This window comes from Effusibacillus consociatus (genome assembly GCF_042652925.1).
In the GTDB taxonomy this organism is placed as follows: Bacteria; Bacillota; Bacilli; order Tumebacillales; family Effusibacillaceae; genus Effusibacillus; species Effusibacillus consociatus.
This window is the reverse complement of the sequence record NZ_JBHSHC010000025.1, coordinates 15,158-34,147: the sequence shown is the minus strand read 5'-3', so window position 1 is coordinate 34,147 and position 18,990 is coordinate 15,158. Positions and strand designations below refer to the sequence as shown.

Annotated in this window: 17 protein-coding genes; 13 read left to right on the top strand and 4 right to left on the bottom strand. The window is 48.4% G+C overall.

From position 1 onward, the window contains the following. Positions 1–284: 284 nt before the first annotated feature. From ACFO8Q_RS04330 to selD, 6 genes are all read left to right on the top strand, one after another. Entirely contained in the window at positions 285–1,244 is a 960-nt protein-coding gene (locus tag ACFO8Q_RS04330; RefSeq protein WP_380024509.1) for a metal ABC transporter solute-binding protein, Zn/Mn family, read from the top strand. A 33-nt stretch (positions 1,245–1,277) separates the two neighbouring features. Next, positions 1,278–2,048 carry a metal ABC transporter ATP-binding protein gene (locus tag ACFO8Q_RS04325; RefSeq protein ID WP_380024508.1) on the top strand — a complete coding sequence of 257 codons (771 nt, stop codon included), beginning with the start codon at positions 1,278–1,280 and terminating at the stop codon, positions 2,046–2,048. A gap of 13 nt (positions 2,049–2,061) precedes the next feature. Further along, positions 2,062–3,012 (top strand): metal ABC transporter permease, encoded by a 951-nt coding sequence (locus tag ACFO8Q_RS04320; protein WP_380024507.1) that lies wholly within the window; start codon positions 2,062–2,064, stop codon positions 3,010–3,012. Next, complete coding sequence (locus ACFO8Q_RS04315) at positions 3,009–3,887, top strand: metal ABC transporter permease (protein ID WP_380024506.1); 879 nt, start codon at positions 3,009–3,011, stop codon at positions 3,885–3,887. The genes ACFO8Q_RS04320 and ACFO8Q_RS04315 overlap by 4 nt, the downstream gene beginning before the upstream one ends. A 376-nt stretch (positions 3,888–4,263) precedes the next feature. Further along, positions 4,264–5,676: an L-seryl-tRNA(Sec) selenium transferase gene (gene selA / locus ACFO8Q_RS04310; protein WP_380024505.1), complete on the top strand. Its 1,413-nt coding sequence runs from the start codon at positions 4,264–4,266 to the stop codon at positions 5,674–5,676. A gap of 22 nt (positions 5,677–5,698) precedes the next feature. After that, on the top strand, positions 5,699–6,733 hold the full coding sequence (gene selD / locus ACFO8Q_RS04305; RefSeq protein WP_380024512.1) for a selenide, water dikinase SelD: 1,035 nt from the start codon (positions 5,699–5,701) through the stop codon (positions 6,731–6,733). A 35-nt stretch (positions 6,734–6,768) separates the two neighbouring features. On the opposite strand, the gene fhuF is transcribed toward selD, so the two are convergent. The 4 genes from fhuF to ACFO8Q_RS04285 form a co-directional block, all read right to left on the bottom strand. Beyond that, complete coding sequence (gene fhuF / locus ACFO8Q_RS04300) at positions 6,769–7,566, bottom strand: siderophore-iron reductase FhuF (RefSeq protein WP_380024504.1); 798 nt, start codon at positions 7,564–7,566, stop codon at positions 6,769–6,771. Between the two features lie 110 nt (positions 7,567–7,676). After that, the gene (locus tag ACFO8Q_RS04295) at positions 7,677–8,492 is read right to left on the bottom strand and encodes an ABC transporter ATP-binding protein (protein WP_380024503.1); all 816 of its coding nucleotides are present in this window, start codon (positions 8,490–8,492) and stop codon (positions 7,677–7,679) included. A gap of 16 nt (positions 8,493–8,508) precedes the next feature. Further along, complete coding sequence (locus tag ACFO8Q_RS04290) at positions 8,509–9,546, bottom strand: FecCD family ABC transporter permease (protein WP_380024511.1); 1,038 nt, start codon at positions 9,544–9,546, stop codon at positions 8,509–8,511. Then, a complete protein-coding gene (locus ACFO8Q_RS04285) occupies positions 9,546–10,553 on the bottom strand; it encodes a FecCD family ABC transporter permease (RefSeq protein WP_380024502.1) in 1,008 nt (335 codons plus the stop codon). Before ACFO8Q_RS04285 ends, ACFO8Q_RS04290 begins: the two co-directional genes overlap by 1 nt. A 276-nt stretch (positions 10,554–10,829) precedes the next feature. Here ACFO8Q_RS04285 and ACFO8Q_RS04280 point away from each other — a divergent pair, with 276 nt between their 5' ends. The 7 genes from ACFO8Q_RS04280 (at position 10,830) to ACFO8Q_RS04250 (ending at position 18,990) form a co-directional block, all read left to right on the top strand. After that, positions 10,830–11,765: an ABC transporter substrate-binding protein gene (locus ACFO8Q_RS04280; protein ID WP_380024510.1), complete on the top strand. Its 936-nt coding sequence runs from the start codon at positions 10,830–10,832 to the stop codon at positions 11,763–11,765. An 88-nt stretch (positions 11,766–11,853) separates the two neighbouring features. Beyond that, entirely contained in the window at positions 11,854–13,092 is a 1,239-nt protein-coding gene (locus ACFO8Q_RS04275; protein WP_380024501.1) for an MFS transporter, read from the top strand. A 339-nt stretch (positions 13,093–13,431) separates the two neighbouring features. Next, a complete protein-coding gene (locus tag ACFO8Q_RS04270; protein WP_380024500.1) occupies positions 13,432–13,566 on the top strand; it encodes a hypothetical protein in 135 nt (44 codons plus the stop codon). A 135-nt stretch (positions 13,567–13,701) separates the two neighbouring features. Then, positions 13,702–14,703, top strand: coding sequence for a 2,3-diaminopropionate biosynthesis protein SbnA (gene sbnA, locus ACFO8Q_RS04265; protein WP_380024499.1), 1,002 nt, complete (start codon positions 13,702–13,704; stop codon positions 14,701–14,703). Between the two features lie 71 nt (positions 14,704–14,774). Then, positions 14,775–15,791, top strand: a complete 1,017-nt coding sequence (gene sbnB / locus ACFO8Q_RS04260; protein ID WP_380024498.1) for a 2,3-diaminopropionate biosynthesis protein SbnB — start codon at positions 14,775–14,777, stop codon at positions 15,789–15,791. A gap of 59 nt (positions 15,792–15,850) precedes the next feature. Next, a complete protein-coding gene (locus ACFO8Q_RS04255; RefSeq protein WP_380024497.1) occupies positions 15,851–17,755 on the top strand; it encodes an IucA/IucC family protein in 1,905 nt (634 codons plus the stop codon). Next, on the top strand, positions 17,752–18,990 hold the full coding sequence (locus ACFO8Q_RS04250; RefSeq protein ID WP_380024496.1) for an MFS transporter: 1,239 nt from the start codon (positions 17,752–17,754) through the stop codon (positions 18,988–18,990). The genes ACFO8Q_RS04255 and ACFO8Q_RS04250 overlap by 4 nt, the downstream gene beginning before the upstream one ends.

Genomic DNA, 18,990 nt, shown 5'->3' with positions numbered 1-18,990 from the left:
ATACCGAACGGTACGTACGGTGGTGTGGGAGGCCGGCTACTCAATTAATGGGTAGCCTCCTACCCGATTTAAGTTAAGTGGATAACCCTCTGTAAAAATTCATTTTGTTTTTTAAGATTGGTATAGACTTTTCAATCATTCCTGCATATAATGTTGTACAGAGGAAACATTTTTGGGCGAAGGAATCTTTGGAAAATTTTTTTTGCAAAAAATTTTCCTTTAGGAAAGATAGTTGTCCTAAAGAAATATATTTTACTAACAGAAACATAATCGGAGGGAGAGACATGGGAATGGCATTTCGGAAACTGGCGAGTTTGATGGGAGTGTTGACTCTAACCTTGGGTTTGCTTCTGTCGGGCTGCGGAACAACCGAAACAACTTCGGGAAATACGAGCGGTAAGATTGACGGCAAAATCAAGGTTACCACCACGATCGGGATGATCACTGACATTGTGAAGAATGTCGGGGGGGATCATGTGGAAGTCACCGGATTAATGGGCCCCGGTGTGGATCCCCATTTGTATAAAGCTTCCCAAGGAGATATCGCGAAGTTGAAGGAAGCGGATATCATTTTCTACAATGGTTTGAATCTGGAAGGGAAAATGGCAGATATCTTTGTGAAACTCTCACGGGAAAAACCGGCAATCGCGGTCACCGAGTATATACCGGAAACACAGCTGCAGGAACCGCCCGATTTTGGCGGACATTTCGATCCGCATGTTTGGTTTGACGTAAAAATGTGGATGAAAGCTGTGGAAAGAGTACGCGATGGTTTGATTGAAGCGGCTCCTCAACACAAAGCCGATTTTGAGAAAAATACCCAGCAATATTTGAAACAGCTGGAGGAATTGGATGCGTACGCAAAAACGCAGTTGGCCCAGATTCCAAAAGAAAGACGGGTGCTGGTAACCGCTCATGACGCGTTTAACTATTTCGGAAGAGCTTATGATCTGGAAGTCAAAGGATTGCAGGGAATCAGCACTGATTCCGAATATGGACTGAAAGACGTGCAAAATCTCGTAGATCTGCTCGTACAGCGCAAAATTAAGGCTGTGTTTGTCGAATCAAGCGTTCCGAAACGCGCAATCGAAGCAGTGGTCGAAGGTGCAAAAGCAAAAAATCACCAGGTTACTATCGGCGGTGAGCTTTTCTCGGATGCGATGGGGGATCCGGGAACCAAAGAAGGAACTTATATCGGCATGGTTCGCCATAATGTCGATACCATTGTTTCGGCTCTTAAGTAGTTCCTGCTATTTGCATCCAAAGGAGGAAAAACTATGGATGAAAACATCAGTCTGATACCCGTATCGGTTAAAAATCTGACGATCGCCTATCACCGCAAACCGGTTCTGCAGGAGATTGATCTGGAGTGCCCGGAGGGGAAACTGATTGGAATCGTCGGTCCCAACGGGGCGGGAAAATCGACATTGATAAAAGGGATATTGGGACTTGTGCCAACCGTATCCGGAGAAGTTGAGATCTATGGCAAGCCCTATAAAACCCAACGCAAACTAATTGGGTACGTTCCGCAAAGAGAGTCGGTCGATTGGGATTTTCCGACCAATGCTTTTGATGTTGTATTGATGGGGCGTTATGGTCACATCGGTTGGTTCAGACGCCCCAGTTCACTGGACCGCGAGATTGCCATGAACTGTTTGGAAAAAGTCGGAATGGCGGATTTTGCGAATCGGCAAATCAGTCAATTGTCCGGCGGTCAACAGCAACGGGTGTTTCTGGCGAGGGCACTCGCCCAGGACGCGGCGATTTACTTCATGGATGAACCGTTTGCCGGTGTGGATGCGGCAACGGAAAAGGCGATCATTTCTTTGCTAAATGAACTGAAGACACAAGGGAAGACGGTACTCGTAGTTCATCATGACCTGCAAACGGTGAAAGAATACTTTGATTGGCTGTTGATGCTCAATGTTCGGAAAGTTGCAATGGGGCCGACAGAAGAGGTGTTTACTCCGGAGAATCTTCAAACAACTTACGGTGGCCGGCTTGCATTGCTGAAGACAGGGGAACACCTGACGATTGCGGGAATATAGGAGCGTGTTTGCGATGGAACAGGTCTGGGAAATGCTGTCCGATCCAAATACCAGATGGGTGGTTGCCGCCTGCTTTTTGCTCGGACTAAGCAGCGGCGTTCTCGGGTGTTTTGCCTATCTGAGAAAGCACAGCTTGATGGGGGATGCGGTCGCTCATGCAGCTCTGCCCGGTATTTGCGTCGGGTATATGCTCTATGGAAGCAAATCAATGGGGGTGTTCCTCATAGCGGCTGCGGTTGCCGGTTTACTGTGTTCGTTTTGTATCGGTATGATCACCAAATACTCCCGAATTAAGGAAGACTCAGCGCTGGGATTGGTTCTCTCCGTATTTTTCGGATTCGGGATTTTGCTGTTAACAAGGATTCAACACAGCCCGAAGGGCAATCAAAGCGGGTTGGATGCATTCCTGTTTGGGAAAGCAGCTTCCCTGGTAGGGGCAGATGTGAACATCATGATGGGGATGGCCGTGATTCTGCTTGTGATCACCGGGCTCTTGTTCAAGGAGTTTAAGCTGCTGAGTTTTGATCCGAATTTCGGCAGGGGAATCGGGTATCCGATGGGATTCCTGAATGCGGTGTTGATGCTGCTCATCGTATTGTCGGTCGTCATCGGCTTACAGGCAGTTGGGGTTGTACTGATGTCTGCCATGTTGATTACGCCGGCTATTGCCGCCCGGTATTGGACGGAACGCTTGGATCGAATGATCCTGATTGCGGGAGCGTTCGGGGCCATATCGGGGGTCTTGGGCAGTCTCATCAGTACCTTGATCACCAATATGCCTACGGGACCCGTTATTGTGTTAACGGCTACCGCATTGTTCTTGCTGTCTCTTCTTTTTGCACCACGGCGAGGCCTGTTAATGAAGCTGATTCGCCGCTACCGTACGCGCCAGCAGATTGAGCAGGAGATTCATGCTGAATCTTACCACAGAATTCGTTCGTACGAAGGGGGAGGTTCCGTGTGAGCGATACCGGATGGATTCTTCTGACAGGTTCACTGGTTGCGGCTTCCTGTGCCTTTCTGGGCTGCTTTCTGATCCTCAGAAAAATGGCCATGTTGGGTGATGCAATCAGTCATGCGGTTCTACCCGGAATTGTGATTGCGTTTTTGGTAAGCCACAACATGAACAGCTCCGTAATGCTGATTGGGGCTGCTGCACTTGGACTGCTGACCGCTTTCTTGGTTCAGACTTTGCACCAAAGCGGGGTTCAATCCGATGCGGCGATCGGTGTAACGTTTACAGCCCTTTTTGCGGTTGGAGTGGTGCTTGTATCCGTGTTTGCCAGGGATGTTCACCTGGATCTTGAACACGTGCTTTACGGGGAAATCGCTTTTGTACCGTGGAACACGCTTGAGATCAATGGGATTGGTTTGGGACCAAGAGCGGTCTGGATGGTAGGGGGAACTTTCCTGATCAGTCTGCTGGTTGTAGGTTTTTTCTATAAGGAATTTAAGATCTGTTCATTCGACCCGGCAATGGCGGCCGCGGTTGGGATTCCGGTTCTCCTGATCCATTATTTGATGATGGGGTTAGTGTCTTTGACAACCGTGGCTGCATTTGAGAGCGTGGGAGCTGTTCTTGTAGTCGCCATGCTGATTGTTCCGGGTGCAACAGCGTATTTGTTGACGGATCGGCTTAGCGTCATGCTCGGATTGAGCATGTTGATCGGTGTAATGTGTGCAATTCTCGGTTATTACCTGGCTTCTTTCCTGGATGCTTCCATTGCCGGATCGATGACTACAATTGCCGGAATTGTTTTTGCCTTGACGCTCGTTTTCTCTCCCAGCCATGGTCTGCTGTCCCGCTGGTTTGCCAGAAGACGGATGCAGCAGGTTTAACCCCAATCTCCTTATACCTCAATTTGGGCGGTAAACATGGATTTGATGTTTGTCAAAATGTCCCGGCTCCACATATTTTAACCATAGGAAAAACTTTTTCTACAGTAAAATCATGGAGGATTGGGTTCTATGAAAAAAAGATACCAGCGCTTTTTCTTTACAATCCTCGTAATGGTAAGCTGTTTCTTGGTCTGGTCGTTAAACTTGCTGTGACTTGAACTTTTTGCATTCTGGGTCAGCCGGTCAAATCGGTTGACCGTTTTTGTTTTTCATTTTTGTTTTCAAATGTAGGCTGGACTACAATTGTTGATTTGCTAACCCATATTGATTTTCGGTAGAATAGGTTGTAATCGAGTATGTTTGTTGAGGTGAACAAATGTCAGCCCAAGTTAATACCGATCTCTTGCGCAAGATCCCGGCCGTTCACCGGCTTCTGGATGCTCCCCCAAGTCAGCGGTTGATTCAGTTGTATTCGCATGACCTGGTATCCGAAGCGGTTGCTCATATCATTTCTGAAGTACGTGGGCAAATTTTGTCCGGGGAACGGACGAACGAGGTGTCGGAGCAAGAACTTTTGGAGCAGGCGGAACGGTACCTGCTTCATCAATTCCGTGCAAATTTCAGACGAGTGATTAATGCGACCGGTGTCGTATTGCATACAAATCTCGGGCGGGCTCCCTTGGCCGAAACGGCTCTTGAAGCGATCAATCGCACTGCACAAGGGTATTCGAACTTGGAGCTCAATCTCTCCACGGGAGAACGGGGTTCACGTTATGATCACGTGGAGGAATTGATATGCAAATTGACGGGTGCCGAAGCGGCCCTTGTTGTGAACAATAATGCGGCGGCTGTTCTTCTGGTGCTTAGGGAGATGGCGAAAGGCCGAAAGGTCATTGTATCTCGCGGTCAGCTGGTCGAGATTGGCGGTTCCTTCCGTGTATCGGAAGTCATGAAGGAATCGGGAGCAACCCTTGTTGAGGTTGGAACGACCAACAAAACTCATGAAAGTGATTACGAGAATGCCATTGAGGAAGACACTGCCCTCATCATGAAGGCTCATACGAGTAATTTCAGGATCGTGGGCTTTACCTACCAACCGGAATTAGCCGATCTCACCGCATTGGCACACCGGAGTGGAGTCCCTGTCTATGAGGATCTCGGATCCGGTTCGTTGATTGACCTGAGAAAATTCGGGATCGGAGATGAACCTACTGTTGGGGAATCCCTCAAGGCCGGAGTGGATATTGTTTCTTTTTCAGGGGACAAGCTGCTCGGCGGCACACAGGCCGGAATTATTGCAGGAAAAGCCGAGTATATCAAACGAATTAAGAAAAACCAGCTGACCCGTGCACTTCGAGTCGACAAACTTACATTAGCGGCACTTGAAGCAACACTTCTGTTGTATCTTGATGAAGAAAGAGCGTTGCGGGAAGTTCCGACTCTCTATTTGCTGACCCGGAAAAAGGACGAGTTGTACTCGGAGGCTCAGCGGCTGTCCGAGGGGCTAAAGGCGGTGTTTCAAGACAAAGCGGTAGTGGAGGTTGTCGAAGGAATGTCCCAGGTCGGCGGCGGGAGCCTGCCAACCGAAGACCTTCCGACCTGTTTGGTGGCGGTGAGAACCACTCCGTTCTCTCTGAATGCACTGGAGCATGCGTTACGTCATGTGGATCTTCCCGTAATGACAACCATTCGTAAGGAGGCTTTGATGTTCGATGTCAGAACAATTTTCCCAAGAGAAATTGAAGAATGCATCCACAGTGTCCGAGAAGCTTGCAGACGTCTCGGGTGATGCAGTTACCCCCGCCGAAGCGATACGCTTGACTTTATTATCTGAAAAAGCGGGCTGAGGCTGCAAAATTGGTCCTGCGGACCTGGCTCAAGTGTTGAGCCACTTGCCAAAAAATATTCCTGATGCGAACCTCATCGTCGGTTTAGATACTTCGGACGATGCAGGAGTTTACAAATTAACGGATGATCTGGCGATCGTACAAACGGTGGATTATTTTACGCCGATTGTCGACGACCCGTATATGTTTGGTGCCATTGCAGCAGCAAACGCGCTGTCGGATGTGTATGCGATGGGAGGAAAGCCGCTGACCGTATTGAACATAGTTGGCTTCCCTATAAGCAAGTTGGATAAAAAGATCCTGGCTGAAATTCTGCGCGGAGGGGCTGACAAGGTTCGCGAAGCGGGAGCCGTAATTGCCGGAGGTCACTCGATTGATGACTCTGATCCCAAGTTTGGGATGGCAGTTACCGGAATTGTCCACCCGGAAAAAGTGTGGACGAATGCAGGTGCCTGTGTTGGCGACAAGTTGGTCCTGACAAAGCCGATTGGGGTTGGAATTGTGACAACAGCCATCAAACGGGCGAAAGCAGCACCGGAAGCAATTGAACAGGTCGAGACCATCATGGCGACGTTAAATAAAGTTGCATCCGAAACGGCCCAAAACTTTACGGTGCACGCATGTACAGACATTACCGGATTCGGACTGTTGGGTCATGCGGCCGAAATGGCCCGCGGTGCTTGTGTCGGAATCGAGATTGATGCAAAGGCGGTCCCGATGCTCCCGGATGCGTATGCCTTAGCGGAACAGGGTATTGTTCCCGGCGGCTCACTTCGCAATTATGAATGGTTGGCAGACGATGTGGAATATGCAGATTCGATCGATGAGGTTACCCGCAAGATTCTGTGTGATGCGGTGACTTCCGGCGGGCTGCTGCTGTCCGTTCCCGCCGAAGAGGCAGACGCGCTTGTTGACGCATTAAAGAAAAACGGTGTGGAAGCGGCAACGGTGGTTGGAACAGTGGTCGAAGAGCATCCGAAAAAAATAGCGGTTCGGTAATGACAAAAAACAAAATGAAGCGTAGGGGAAAGCCCCTACGCTTTTTTCGATTTAGCCAGAAGTTTTGTTCTTTCTTTTCCGCTGAGTCGCGGACATGTACTGCAGGGTTTATTCTGATTGCCGGGAAATTGGTACCATAAACAGCACGTTGAACGGACTCGAACCCATTGAGCCGGCTCTGCCTCTTCCAGAAGAACAGTTTGATAAGTGGAACAGAAGGGGGGAGCGTTGAATCCTGAACCTTTTAATAATCTGTCAAAAATCTCTTTGGTGAAATCTCCTTGCGACGGATCCTTGCTAAATTGTTCATGTACATATCCGATGTAATTCCCCACATTGCCCCACATGATCATGGGAGAGAGCCCGAATTCGGATGCGATTCGATAAATCAGCTGCCCCAGATTGTCGTCGAATACGGCCTCAAACACCTGAGTAATGAGAGGACTTCCCGATTCAAGCCAAACCCATTTTGACGGATCTTTCAGCCTGATTCCGGCGGGCAAATCATCTTCCAGAACAATTTCCGTCTGTTCGGAATCTGCCAAAATCCCAATGTTTTCTCTCAGCAGGGGATTTAAAACAGACGCTAACAAAGCACTGGCGTATCGCTTTTGAAACAACGAAGCGGCGGCTGCAAGATTCCCAGAATTCATCCTTCGGGCGGCCCGGGCGATCAAGTCTTCCAACTTGTCCCCCGAAAGCAGGTCCTGAACGGACACGACGTTCAATTCCACAGGCTCCTTGTTGAGACCATCAGGAAATACCACCGGAAGATGCAGACCTTTGCTTCGTAACTGATCCAGTACATTTTCCAAACTTACTATCCCGTTCATATCCGGATCGCTCCTGCGATTGAGAATCATTCTCTCTAATGATACCCAATTTCCTGAAATTAGTCAAAAAAAGAATCCAACCTCGATCAGGAAGGATTCTATCCGTTGCATCAAGCAAGCACAGCCCGTTGTTTATAAACTTTCCTTCCTCTTCCGTGCGGTATGCACATCGGAGTTCCGTAAAGCGGATCCTCAATGATCTGACAATCCATCTCAAATACGGCACGAACCATTTCTTCCGTCACAACATGTTCCGGTTTCCCCTGGGCATAAATGGTCTGATTTTTCAGAGCCACAATGTGATGAGCGTATCGACAGGCAAGATTTAAGTCGTGTAAAACCATTACGATGGTCCGTTGTTCTTGTTCGTTCAATTCAAAAAGAATGTCCAGTACTTCAATCTGGTGAGTCATATCGAGGTATGTGGTGGGTTCGTCCAGCAAAATGGTCTTCGTTCCTTGGGCCAGTGTCATCGCAATCCAAGCTCTTTGCCGTTGTCCGCCTGACAATGAATCCACCAACTGTTCCGCGAATGGTTTCATTTGCGTTGCATCCAGTGCAAAGTTGACCATTTGCTCGTCTTCCGCCGACCATTGCTGGAGCCAATTTTGATAGGGATAACGTCCTTGTTTCACTAATTGCAGGACGGTTAATCCCTCCGGAGCAATCGGGGCTTGCGGAAGAATGGCAAGCCGTTTGGCAATCTCTTTCGTTGGCAGTTTGTTGATTTCCTGACCGTCGAGCAAGACCGCTCCCTCCACCGGTTTTAGCAAACGGGCCATCGCCCGCAACAGGGTGGACTTGCCGCAGCCGTTGCTGCCGATAAAAACCGTAATTTTTCCTTTGGGGATCAGAAGGTTTAACTGATCGATGATGATTTGATCCCCGTATGATAACGTCAGTTCTTTTGTTTCCAAAGCGTCCATTTGCAATCTCCCCATCCTACTGATTTCGGTTTTTGTACAACAGATAGATGAAAAAGGGAGCTCCGATTGAAGAAGTGAAGATCCCAACCGGCAGATCCATAGGTGCAAAAGCTGTCCTCGCGATCAGGTCGGCAACCATAACCGTGATGGCTCCCACCAATGCCGCAACAGGCAGCAATCCTCCGAATGACGGGCCGACCAATTTTCGGGCAATATGAGGAGCCAGCAGCCCGACAAAAGCGATGGTACCTCCAAAAGCGATAGCGGAGCCTGCCAAGGCAACCGAAATTGACAATAAAATGATCCTGTGACGCTGCAACTGACTCCCCACACCTGTTGCAATTTCGTCTCCCAACTGCTGAACATTCACATTTCGCCCGAAAACGAACGCAAGCGGAATCAGCACAACCATCCAAAGAAACATCATGATCACATTGTCCCAAGTCGTTCCATAAATTGTACCGGTTAACCAGACTTTCGCCTTGCTTGTAAGATGGATATGGCTGATTACAAGGAACAAAGTGACTAAAGCTTTTGTCGCAAAGTCCATTCCGACCCCGATCAATACGAGGCGGAGGGGGGTGACTCCCTTTTTCCATGCCAATAGGTAAATCAGCAATGCCATCAATGCGGCACCGAAGAAGGCGATAAACGGAAGAAGGTGGATGCTTGTCTTTTCAAAGACTGTAACAAACACAACCGCTGCAACTGAGGCACCACCAGTAATTCCTATAACATCAGGTGAAGCTAACGGGTTGCGAAAGATCCCTTGCATGATCACACCCGATATTCCGAAAGCCGCGCCTACAAGGATAGCAATCAGATTCCGCGGCAGACGGAATGACTGTATGATCACCTCATATTGTTCCGCCCCGTTGCCTATCAAGACTTTTAACACTTCGATCGGATGGATCTTCATGGTCCCCAACGCCGTACTTACCACCAATGTGATAAAGGTAAGCAATAGTAGTACACCGGTTATGAGTGCGGTCTTTCTGTCAACCAGAAAAGAAACCCGGGGCTTCTCGATTCGAAAAGCTGTATACTTCTTCATCATCTTGTAAGCCCCCTTCGAGCGACATAAACAAAGAATGGCACTCCGATTAAAGCTGTCATCACACTTATCGGCATCTCTTTCGGCATCGCGATGAAGCGTGCTGATATATCCGCCCCCAAGAGCAAAACAGCTCCTAACACAGCGCTGTATGTAACGATCCAACGATTGTCAATTCCAACAAGAGAACGAGTGATATGCGGGATGACAAGGCCGACAAAACCAATTGGACCTGCAACAGCGACTGCGCTGCCGGCGAGGGCTACGATCGTAATCCCTGTAACGATTTTGACCAATAAAGTACGTTGGCCTAACCCTTTCGCCACATCCTCTCCCAACATCAATAGGTTGATGGGGCCGGCAATAATAAGCGCCACGATCCAAGCAGCCGCCATATAGGGAAAAACGTCAGTGAGGATGTCCAGTTTCCGCCCCGCGACCGAACCGGATAACCAGAATAACACTTCTTCCAATGTTCTTTCATTCGCCACCAGCAGGCCATGGGTGAGTGAAGAAAATAATGCTGTCATTGCTGCACCCGCTAACGTAAGTTTGACAGGAGACATCCCGTCTCTTCCGATTGAACCCAAGAAGTACACCGCTATCCCGGTGAGTGCGGCACCAACAAATGCAATCCAAGTAAACAGCGACAAGGAATTAATAGAAAAAATAGATACGGCCAGCACTATAAAAAAAGAGGCTCCCGAATTGATTCCGAAAATGCTGAGATCGGCTAATGGATTTTTGGTTAACGCTTGCAGTAAAGCACCTGATATTCCGAGACTTGCTCCGACTGCTGCGGCAATCAACGCTCGCGGAACCCGCACTTCTTTTATTACTATATGCTCGTTTGTGCCGTTAAAATTGGTATATGCTTCAATCGCTTCTTTCCAGCTTGTATCCATAACTCCGAATACGATACTCGAAAAAATAAAACAGGCAAGAATCAGAAAACAGACAATGAGTCCAAAAAACTTTGACGATGTGGACGACAACAAGTTGTTCATTCTATTCCTTCTTCCATAAAGAAAACTTGGCATTCACCAGGTCTTTGACTTGGTGAATCGGCCGAAGATCAGCAGTTTCAATTATAAAGTTTAGAGTTAGTGAAATTTCTTGTCAACGATTTTGAAAATCATTATCATTTGGTCTTGACATGACCCTTAGACAGGGAGTAGGATATTGATGTAAATGATAATCATTATCAAATAGTACAGGGGGAGAAACAAGTGTCATCAAGTACATACCAACTAAAAAGAAAATCTGTATTCGGCCTGCTGGCTATGCTGCTGTCTTTCGCATTGGTCTTGGCAGGTTGCGGCGGAAAACAAACCGGTGGACAACAAACTAAAGGACAGGATCAGCCTGCAGCTGCAACTCAGGAATACACGGTTAAGCACGCAATGGGAGAAACGAAAATCAAAGGGACTCCGAAAAAAGTGGTTGTTCTGACAAACGAAGGAACTGAAGCGGTTCTTGCACTGGGAATTAAACCTGTTGGAGCTGTTAAATCTTTTACCGGAAATCCTTGGTATGAGCATATTAAAGCGGATATGGAAGGGGTTAAGGTTCTCGGTACGGAACAACAACCGAATCTCGAGGAGATCGCAGCCCTTAAGCCTGATCTGATTCTTGGCAACAAATTGCGTCAAGAAAAAGTCTATCAACAATTGTCTGCTATTGCTCCAACCGTATTCTCTGAAACGCTTCGCGGAGAGTGGAAAAACAACTTTAAGCTTTATGCGGAAGCTTTGAACAAGAAGGCGGAAGGCGACAAAGTAATTGCCGACTTTGACAAACGAGTAGAAGACTTCAAGAAAAAAGCGGGCGACAAATTAAAGACGAAAGTATCGCTGGTTCGTTTCATGCCGGACAGAACCCGCATTTACTATAATGATACGTTCGCTGGCATTATCTTTAAGCAAATCGGATTGGCCCGTCCTGACAACCAAAACAAGGAAAAGTTTGCCGATGATGTGACAAAAGAACGGATTCCGGAAATGGAAGGCGATATTCTGTTCTACTGGACGTATGAAACCGGGGACGGTAAAGCGTCTAACGCAGAAAAGGAATGGACCAACGATCCGTTGTGGAAGAATCTGAATGTTGTAAAGAGCGGAAAGGCTCACAAGGTGGATGATGCCATCTGGAATACTGCGGGCGGTGTAAAGGCTGCCAACTTGCTGCTCACTGATCTGGAAAAGTATTTCGTGAAATAAATTTGAAAGCAAACTACAGTAAACAGCAACTGGGGGGATTTGTTCCCCCTTTTTGTATTGGAAAGTTGTTCTGGGGAGAGGAAGCGCCATGGCCAATTTAAATCTCGTGAAAACGATACAGGAGAATCGAAACCTTGCCTGTCATTATTCGAACTACAACTGGTTTCTGGCCGGAAGTTTCTTGGCGGAGACGGGTGATTGGTTGAATCGGATGGCTTTAAATTGGTTCGTGTTCACGTTGACCGATTCCCCATTTTACGTTGGTCTTGTGGAGTTTTGCCGGATGATTCCAATCATGCTCTTCACATTGCCTGGTGGAGTGGCGGGAGATAAGTGGGACAGACGGAAAGTAATCATGGTAACGCAAATTGGCGCTCTGCTCACGACTTTGGTACTTGCTTTTGTTATATACCTTGGAGTCAATTCGATTGGCTACCTTGCCGGTTTCATTCTCCTGTACGGGATTTTTTTAGCTTTTGAAATTCCTGTTCGCAATGCGCTGATTCCGAATATTCTCCCGAAACCGGCCATAACGAGCGGTTTATCGTTTTTTAGTGCAGCATTGAATATATCGCGGATGATTGGACCGGGGATTGCCGGACTGCTGCTTGCCAGTTGGTCGATTCCCACAGTAGTATTCTTGAATGTGATCTGTTTTGCAGGGAGTATTGCTGCATTGATGATGGTCGGCCCGGTTCATCCGCGTGCCGAGACGGGAAATCAACTAAAGTTCGGTCCGGGGATAAAGGAAACCGTTACCTACTTCAAGGATCATTCGATCGTCCTTTGCCTATTCGGTTTGGGGATCGTTCCTATGGTCTTTGGTTTTTCCTATACGACGTTGATGCCGGTCTTTGCAACAGAGGTTTTACATGCTGGCCCGGAGGGGTTCGGTTTACTTTTGTCGTGCTCTGCTTTAGGGGCTGTCATTACTTCCCTGGCCTTGGGGTGGGGGAAATATCCCTTGTCCAAGGGGTGGCTTTTTTCGGGTGGAATAGCGGCTTTTGGCGGAGGACTTATCCTTTTTTCTTATTCGGCTTTTTATCCATTCGCCTTGTTTCTGATGTTTCTTGTAGGAATGGTGAGTCAAGGATACAGGATCATTGAGAGGGTCGTTATTCAGGAGACGATTCCGGATCATTTGAGAGGACGAATCTTGAGTGTCGTGATGATGGATTCGGGATTTATCCCCTTGGGAAATTTGCTGGTCGGTTTTCTGGGGGAAACCATCGGGGCGATTGCTGCATTGCGCTTCATGGGGACAGTTTGTGTGATAACAGTGTTTCTCGTGATATTGATGAACCGCAGAATTTTAGCCATTCGTTAAGTACGTCGATTCAAGCTCGTACAAGGGCCCAAAAACTAAAAATCTGCCTAATTCCCGCTTGTTCATGCTTCCGAAAAGGAAGCATTTTTTGTTTTCATAATTGACAATGAGAATCATTATCAATTATATTGTGGGTAAGGATATCAAGTGAGATGAGAAATTAATTTGAAATGGATAGGAGATGATTTGTATGGAGTCTGAATGGAGAATTTTATCAAGTGTCATACATACTTTCACTGTCGGGATCTCAGCTCTAGTCAGCGGTGGGACTATTGTAAGGCTATTTCTGCTGTTCAAAAAAAATCGAATCCACTAGATGGGGAAAGGAGGAATCGATCAATGGGGCTTCTTTATGAGTTAGCCAAGATCATCCGGCAATTGCAATACGGAGATGAAAGGAAGAGATGGATATGTCAAAAGTCACAGGAGCGGACACTTCAATTGGCGCCAGACGGTCCAGTATGCGGTCGATGAGGCAATTTGCGGGCTTTTTGTAAAAAGAATGTAAACAACAGAATTTTTGTTGACATGAGAACGATTATCATTCAATATAATTACTGAGAATGATTATCATTAACAACGAATCTATATCGAAAGTGGGTGTAGGATTTGATAGAGAGCACTATTCAAGCGAAGGTACGGCAGGGGGTAGTTGCCGATTCGATTGTTGCCTGTGTAGGACGGACACCGTTGGTCCGTTTGAAGCGACTCTTTGAAGACAGCGGGGTCAACGTCCTGGCGAAATTGGAGATGATGAACCCCGGAGGGAGCATGAAGGACCGCCCGGCTCGTTACATAATTGAACAGGGGCTGCGGGATGGAACAATTCATTCCGGAACTCATTTGATTGAAAGCACCTCTGGGAATCTTGGAATCGGGCTTGCGATCATGGCAAAGCTTTATGGCTTACAGTTTACGTGCGTGGTCGATCCGAAAATCACGAAAACCAACCTGAACATCATCAAACAACTCGGTGCCAATATTGACATGGTAACGGAACCGGATGAGCAGGGCGGTTATCTTAAAACGCGCATCAAACGGGTCAAAGAACTTGTGCAGAAGATTCCGGGCGGCTACTGGATTAACCAATATGCCAATGAACTGAATTGGAAGGCCCATTATCATGGTGCAGGGAGTGAGATTGTCGAACAAGTGGATGGATCGGTTGACTACCTTGTGTGTGCAGTCAGTACGACCGGAAGCATTCTGGGTTTTTCCCGACGTATTCGTGAGGAGTTTCCTGATGTCAAGGTAATCGCCGTTGATGCAGCCGGATCCGTCATCTTCGGTGCACTACCCGGACCACGCGAGCTGCCGGGCATCGGAGCGAGTCGGGTTCCGGAATTGCTGAGCCCCGGAGAGATCGACGAAGTGATCTATGTGAATGATCTTGAGTCGGTTAAAGGTTGTCAGGATCTGTTGGCATTTGAAGGGATCTTTGCAGGAGGATCGTCCGGATCTGTGATTGCAGCCATTCAGAAAATCCTCCCGCAAATTCCGCCCGGTTCTCGAGTGGTCACGGTTCTGCCTGACCGGGGGGATCGTTACCTCGATACTGTCTATGACGAAGAGTGGGTCCGCAAGCTCTCGCGTGTGAAATTACCTGTCTAGTAACTAGCTGGTTTCATTCCGCAAAGTGATAGAAATAAAAATTCGAAGATTTGGTGAAAAGGAGTCTGAACATGAATACCAATCATTCCATCTTGTATTTGAGCAAGGGAGATATCATCAAGCTGGGGGGAGCATCCTCCGATCTGTATGTAACGGCTGTCAGCAGAGCGCTTGAACTGCATGCAAAAGGGGATTTCGTCCAACCGCTGAAACCCTATTTGCGTGTGGATGAGAAAAACGGTCATATCGCAGACCGAATCATTGCGATGCCCGCTTACATTGGCGGGGAAACCCCGGTTTCAGGATTGAAGTGGATTGGCAGCAAGCATGACAATCCCCGGGTTCGAGGCATGGAAAGGGCAAGCGGTCTTATCATATTGAACGATCCGGAAAGCAACTATCCGATTGCAGTGATGGAAGCCGGTTTGATCAGCGGCATGCGGACTGCAGCCGTGACAGTGATTGGAGCCCGTTACTTGGCACGGCAAGGGTTTCGCAGTGTAGCTTGTATGGGCTGCGGCATTATTGCGAAAATGCAGCTTCGTTCACTGATTGAACAGTTTCCGGAAATTGACGCCATCCATCTTTTTGATTTAAATCACGATTCGGCAACCCGACTTGCTGCTGAACTGCGTGAGTTTTCATCGAATTTGGAGGTAATTGTGGCGACAGACGCCGAAAGCGCCGTACGGGAAGGAGAAGTGGTGGTAACTTGTACAGTAACCGACCAACCGTATATTCCGTTTGATTGGCTGCGCAAAGGCACATTTGTCAGCAATATTTCGATCATGGATGTACATAAAGAAGTGTTCTTGAAAGCCGACAAAGTGGTAGTTGATGACTGGGATCAATCGAACCGTGAGAAAAAGATCATCAATCAACTTGTACTGGAAGGCCATTTTTCCCGTGAACACCTTCATGCCGAGATGGGGGAGATCCTGATCGGAAAGAAACCCGGTCGTGAATCGGATGATGAAATCATTATTCTCAACCCGATGGGTATGGCGGTCGAGGATATTTCAAGCGCTCAAGAAGTTTATCGAAAAGCTGTTTCCGCTAACATTGGAACCCGGTTAAGTCTTTACTGAGAATATGAAGTTGATGGGAACACAAGCACCTGGCGTGCTTGCTTTGGGGGGAAATCGACTTGCAAACTGAATTGATCGGAACTTCCGCTCCTGGGGCAGATTTGGAAAAGTTCCGCAAACAAGCGACAGAATCGGTGATGCATGATCTTGTAAACGCACTTGTACATGAAAATCTGCTTGGCATTACTGAGAAAGCGGTTCTCATACCGAACCTGGGGGACATGTTGCCGGTCCAGGAATTTGAGCTGGCGTCTGACGAACTTTATTGTTGTCTGGAACTGGACAATAATCGATTCGTAATGTTTAGGGTGCGCCGACAGCGTTTCATTCAACCGTTCAAACTCAGCCGTTTGCCTGTTCTTCTGGCAACAAATTCTCCGGAGGGTCCTGTTCAGGAAGATCTTGGGCCAATCGAGTTGATCCGGGTATTGGCTGAAGGGGCTTCCGAGGAACAACGGGCCGCCTTGTTACCGAATCTGAGCGATTTCCTGACGGAACTGGGAGACGCGATAGAACATACAGCTCTTTCACTGGAAGCGGCCCATGCATTTATCGAAGAGATGGACTCACTCGCCGAATCGTCATCGTCCCTGTTACCGATGGAACGGCTATCGTCCTTGAGGGATCGCCCGTTTCACCCAACTTCCAGGGCGAAACGCGGATGGAACAGTAATGAATACAGGCAATTCAGCCCTGAATTTGGCCGGGAATTCGGTTTGGATTGGGTGGCTGTAAGACGGGATCACATTGTGAAAGGGAAGAACACGGATGATGTCGCCAGTTTAATTTTAACGGAATCCGAGCTCAATCAGCTCGAAGCGGCGATGGCCGGAGTCGGACTGGAAAGTAAAGATTATGCCGTACTTCCGGTTCACCCTTGGCAAATGAAGCATGTCCTCCGTTCTTTGTATAAAGCTGAGATGGAGCAGGGGATTTGCATACCTTTGATCAGCGGACTGGGGCGATTTGCCGCTACCTCTTCCGTTCGGGCGCTTTCGCCAAAACACGGGGGGAGATTCCACATAAAAGTCCCGATTGCCATTTACTCGTTAGCCGCGCTTCGCATCCTTCCCCCGCGATACTTGAACAACGGGGAGAAAGGACAGCGATTGCTGCAGCAGGTAATCGAGCGGGAGCCGCTGCTGCAGAAACGGCTGCATCTCTGCAGTGAAAAGTTTTGGTGGGGATTTCACGACCCGAAAGGAGATCCTTTCGAGGATAAACCGGGACATCTTTCTTGTTTGGTACGGGAGTATCCTGAATATTTGCTTGATGACAAGAATGTAGAACTGGTGGCGATGTCCGCATTGGCTGTTATGGATGAGCGGGGAACGATTCCTGCATTTTCCCGTTTGCTCGCAGCCAGATCCGGAACAGTGAATCGGGATTCCGTGCTCAACTTATTCGGAGAGATTTGTCGGCAGTTTATCGAAACCGCGTTGATTTGTTTCCGTTTCGGGATTATGCCGGAAATCCACGGTCAGAACGTAATGCTGACTGTGCGCAATGGATCGATAACCGGTCTGCTGCTGCGCGACCATGACACAATTCGTCTGTATCTTCCTTGGCTTGAGCGAGAGGGACTCACGGATCCCGGATACGTAGTGAAACCGGGCACTCCGAACAGCCTGATCAATGAAACGCCGGAGGCGCTGCTCTCCTATTTTCAAACCCTGGGCATTCAAGTGAATCTCTATGCGATTACAGACGTTCTATCAAAAGCGTACTCGATCGAGGAAACCGCTTTTTGGCAGACGATTCGAACCGTCATCCAATCTTGTTTGGCAGATCTTAATTTGCCGGAAGCCGTCCGTGATGTGATGCAAACCCAGCTTTTACTCAGTCCAATATGGCCAACCCGATTGTTACTCGCTCCGCTTTTAAAACGTCTTGGAACCGGTGGTGGGAGTATGCCGGCCGGTGTTGGACAAACTCGCAATCCGCTGCAAGTGTGTGAGTCATGAAAAACGTCTTTCAGCTTGATCGAAGGTTTAAGGTGCTTTGGAGCGGGCAGTTTCTGGCGATCGCCGGGTTGACGGTCATGGTGCCGCTCCTGCCTTTTTATTTGAATGAACTTGGAGCCGTTCATACAGCGGAGAATCGGCTTTGGTCCGGTTTATCCCTGGCTGCTCCTGCTATTACATTCTGTCTGGTATCCCCGATTTGGGGGAGAATTGGGGACCGTTGGGGACGGAAATGGATGGTGGTACGGGCGTTGTTCGGTCTTGCCATCAGTCTGATTCTGATGGGGCTCTCTCAAACACCGCTCCAGTTTTTTCTATGCCGTTTGCTTCAAGGGGCATTCGGTGGAGTGGTGGATGCTGCCTCCGCATACGCGGCTGCGGAAACCACGGAAGGGGATCGCGGCCGAATCCTCGGAATCCTGCAGAGCGCCACTGCGGCCGGGTCCCTTGCAGGACCGGTAATTGGCGGAATAATGGCAGATTTCATCGGATTTCGGTCCTTGTTGTGCAGTATCGGGATCCTGACGGGAGTCAGCGGTTTAGTCGCAGCTCGGGTCTTACGCGAATCGACAAGGAGCGAATCCGCGGAATGTCCGAAAACACCTGTATATCGTGTATTCGTTGATTTGCTGTCGAACTCACGATTACGCCCCTTTTTAATCGCGGGTATTTGTTCTCAAATCGGGATTTTCGGGTTTGTCATTGTCTTTGGGCCACATGTTGAGGGGCTGAACGGAACAGCCGATTATGCACCCACATGGGTCGGGGTGCTGCAAGCGATTGCTTGGGGGGCTGGTCTTGTGGGAGCTCCCTGGTGGGGAATGCTGAATGATCGCAGCAAAATCGAAAGAAACTTTTTCATGGCAATAGCGGGATGCGGAGTGAGTATCGTCCTGCAATCGATTCCCGAACATGCAGCCTGGTTGATTCCGCTGCGCATTCTGCAAGGGTTCTGCTTCAGCGCGATTTTGCAATCGATTATTCTGGCGGTTACGAAAGAGTCGAAGGAAGAAAACACGGGAGAGCGTGTTGGAGCGGCAAATTCGATTCTCGTCTTCGGGCAAATCGTCGGTTCTTTGCTCGGAGCGTTACTCGGGGGATTCTTACCCACCCAGTGGATCATTGTGATCATGGGCTGTCTGTTTTTAATCGGTGCGGTTTGGATAAAGGGAATTGTCAATTGGCATCCCGGTCTCCTGTCCCACATTCCAACGAAATTGCGAGGTGGAAAATGA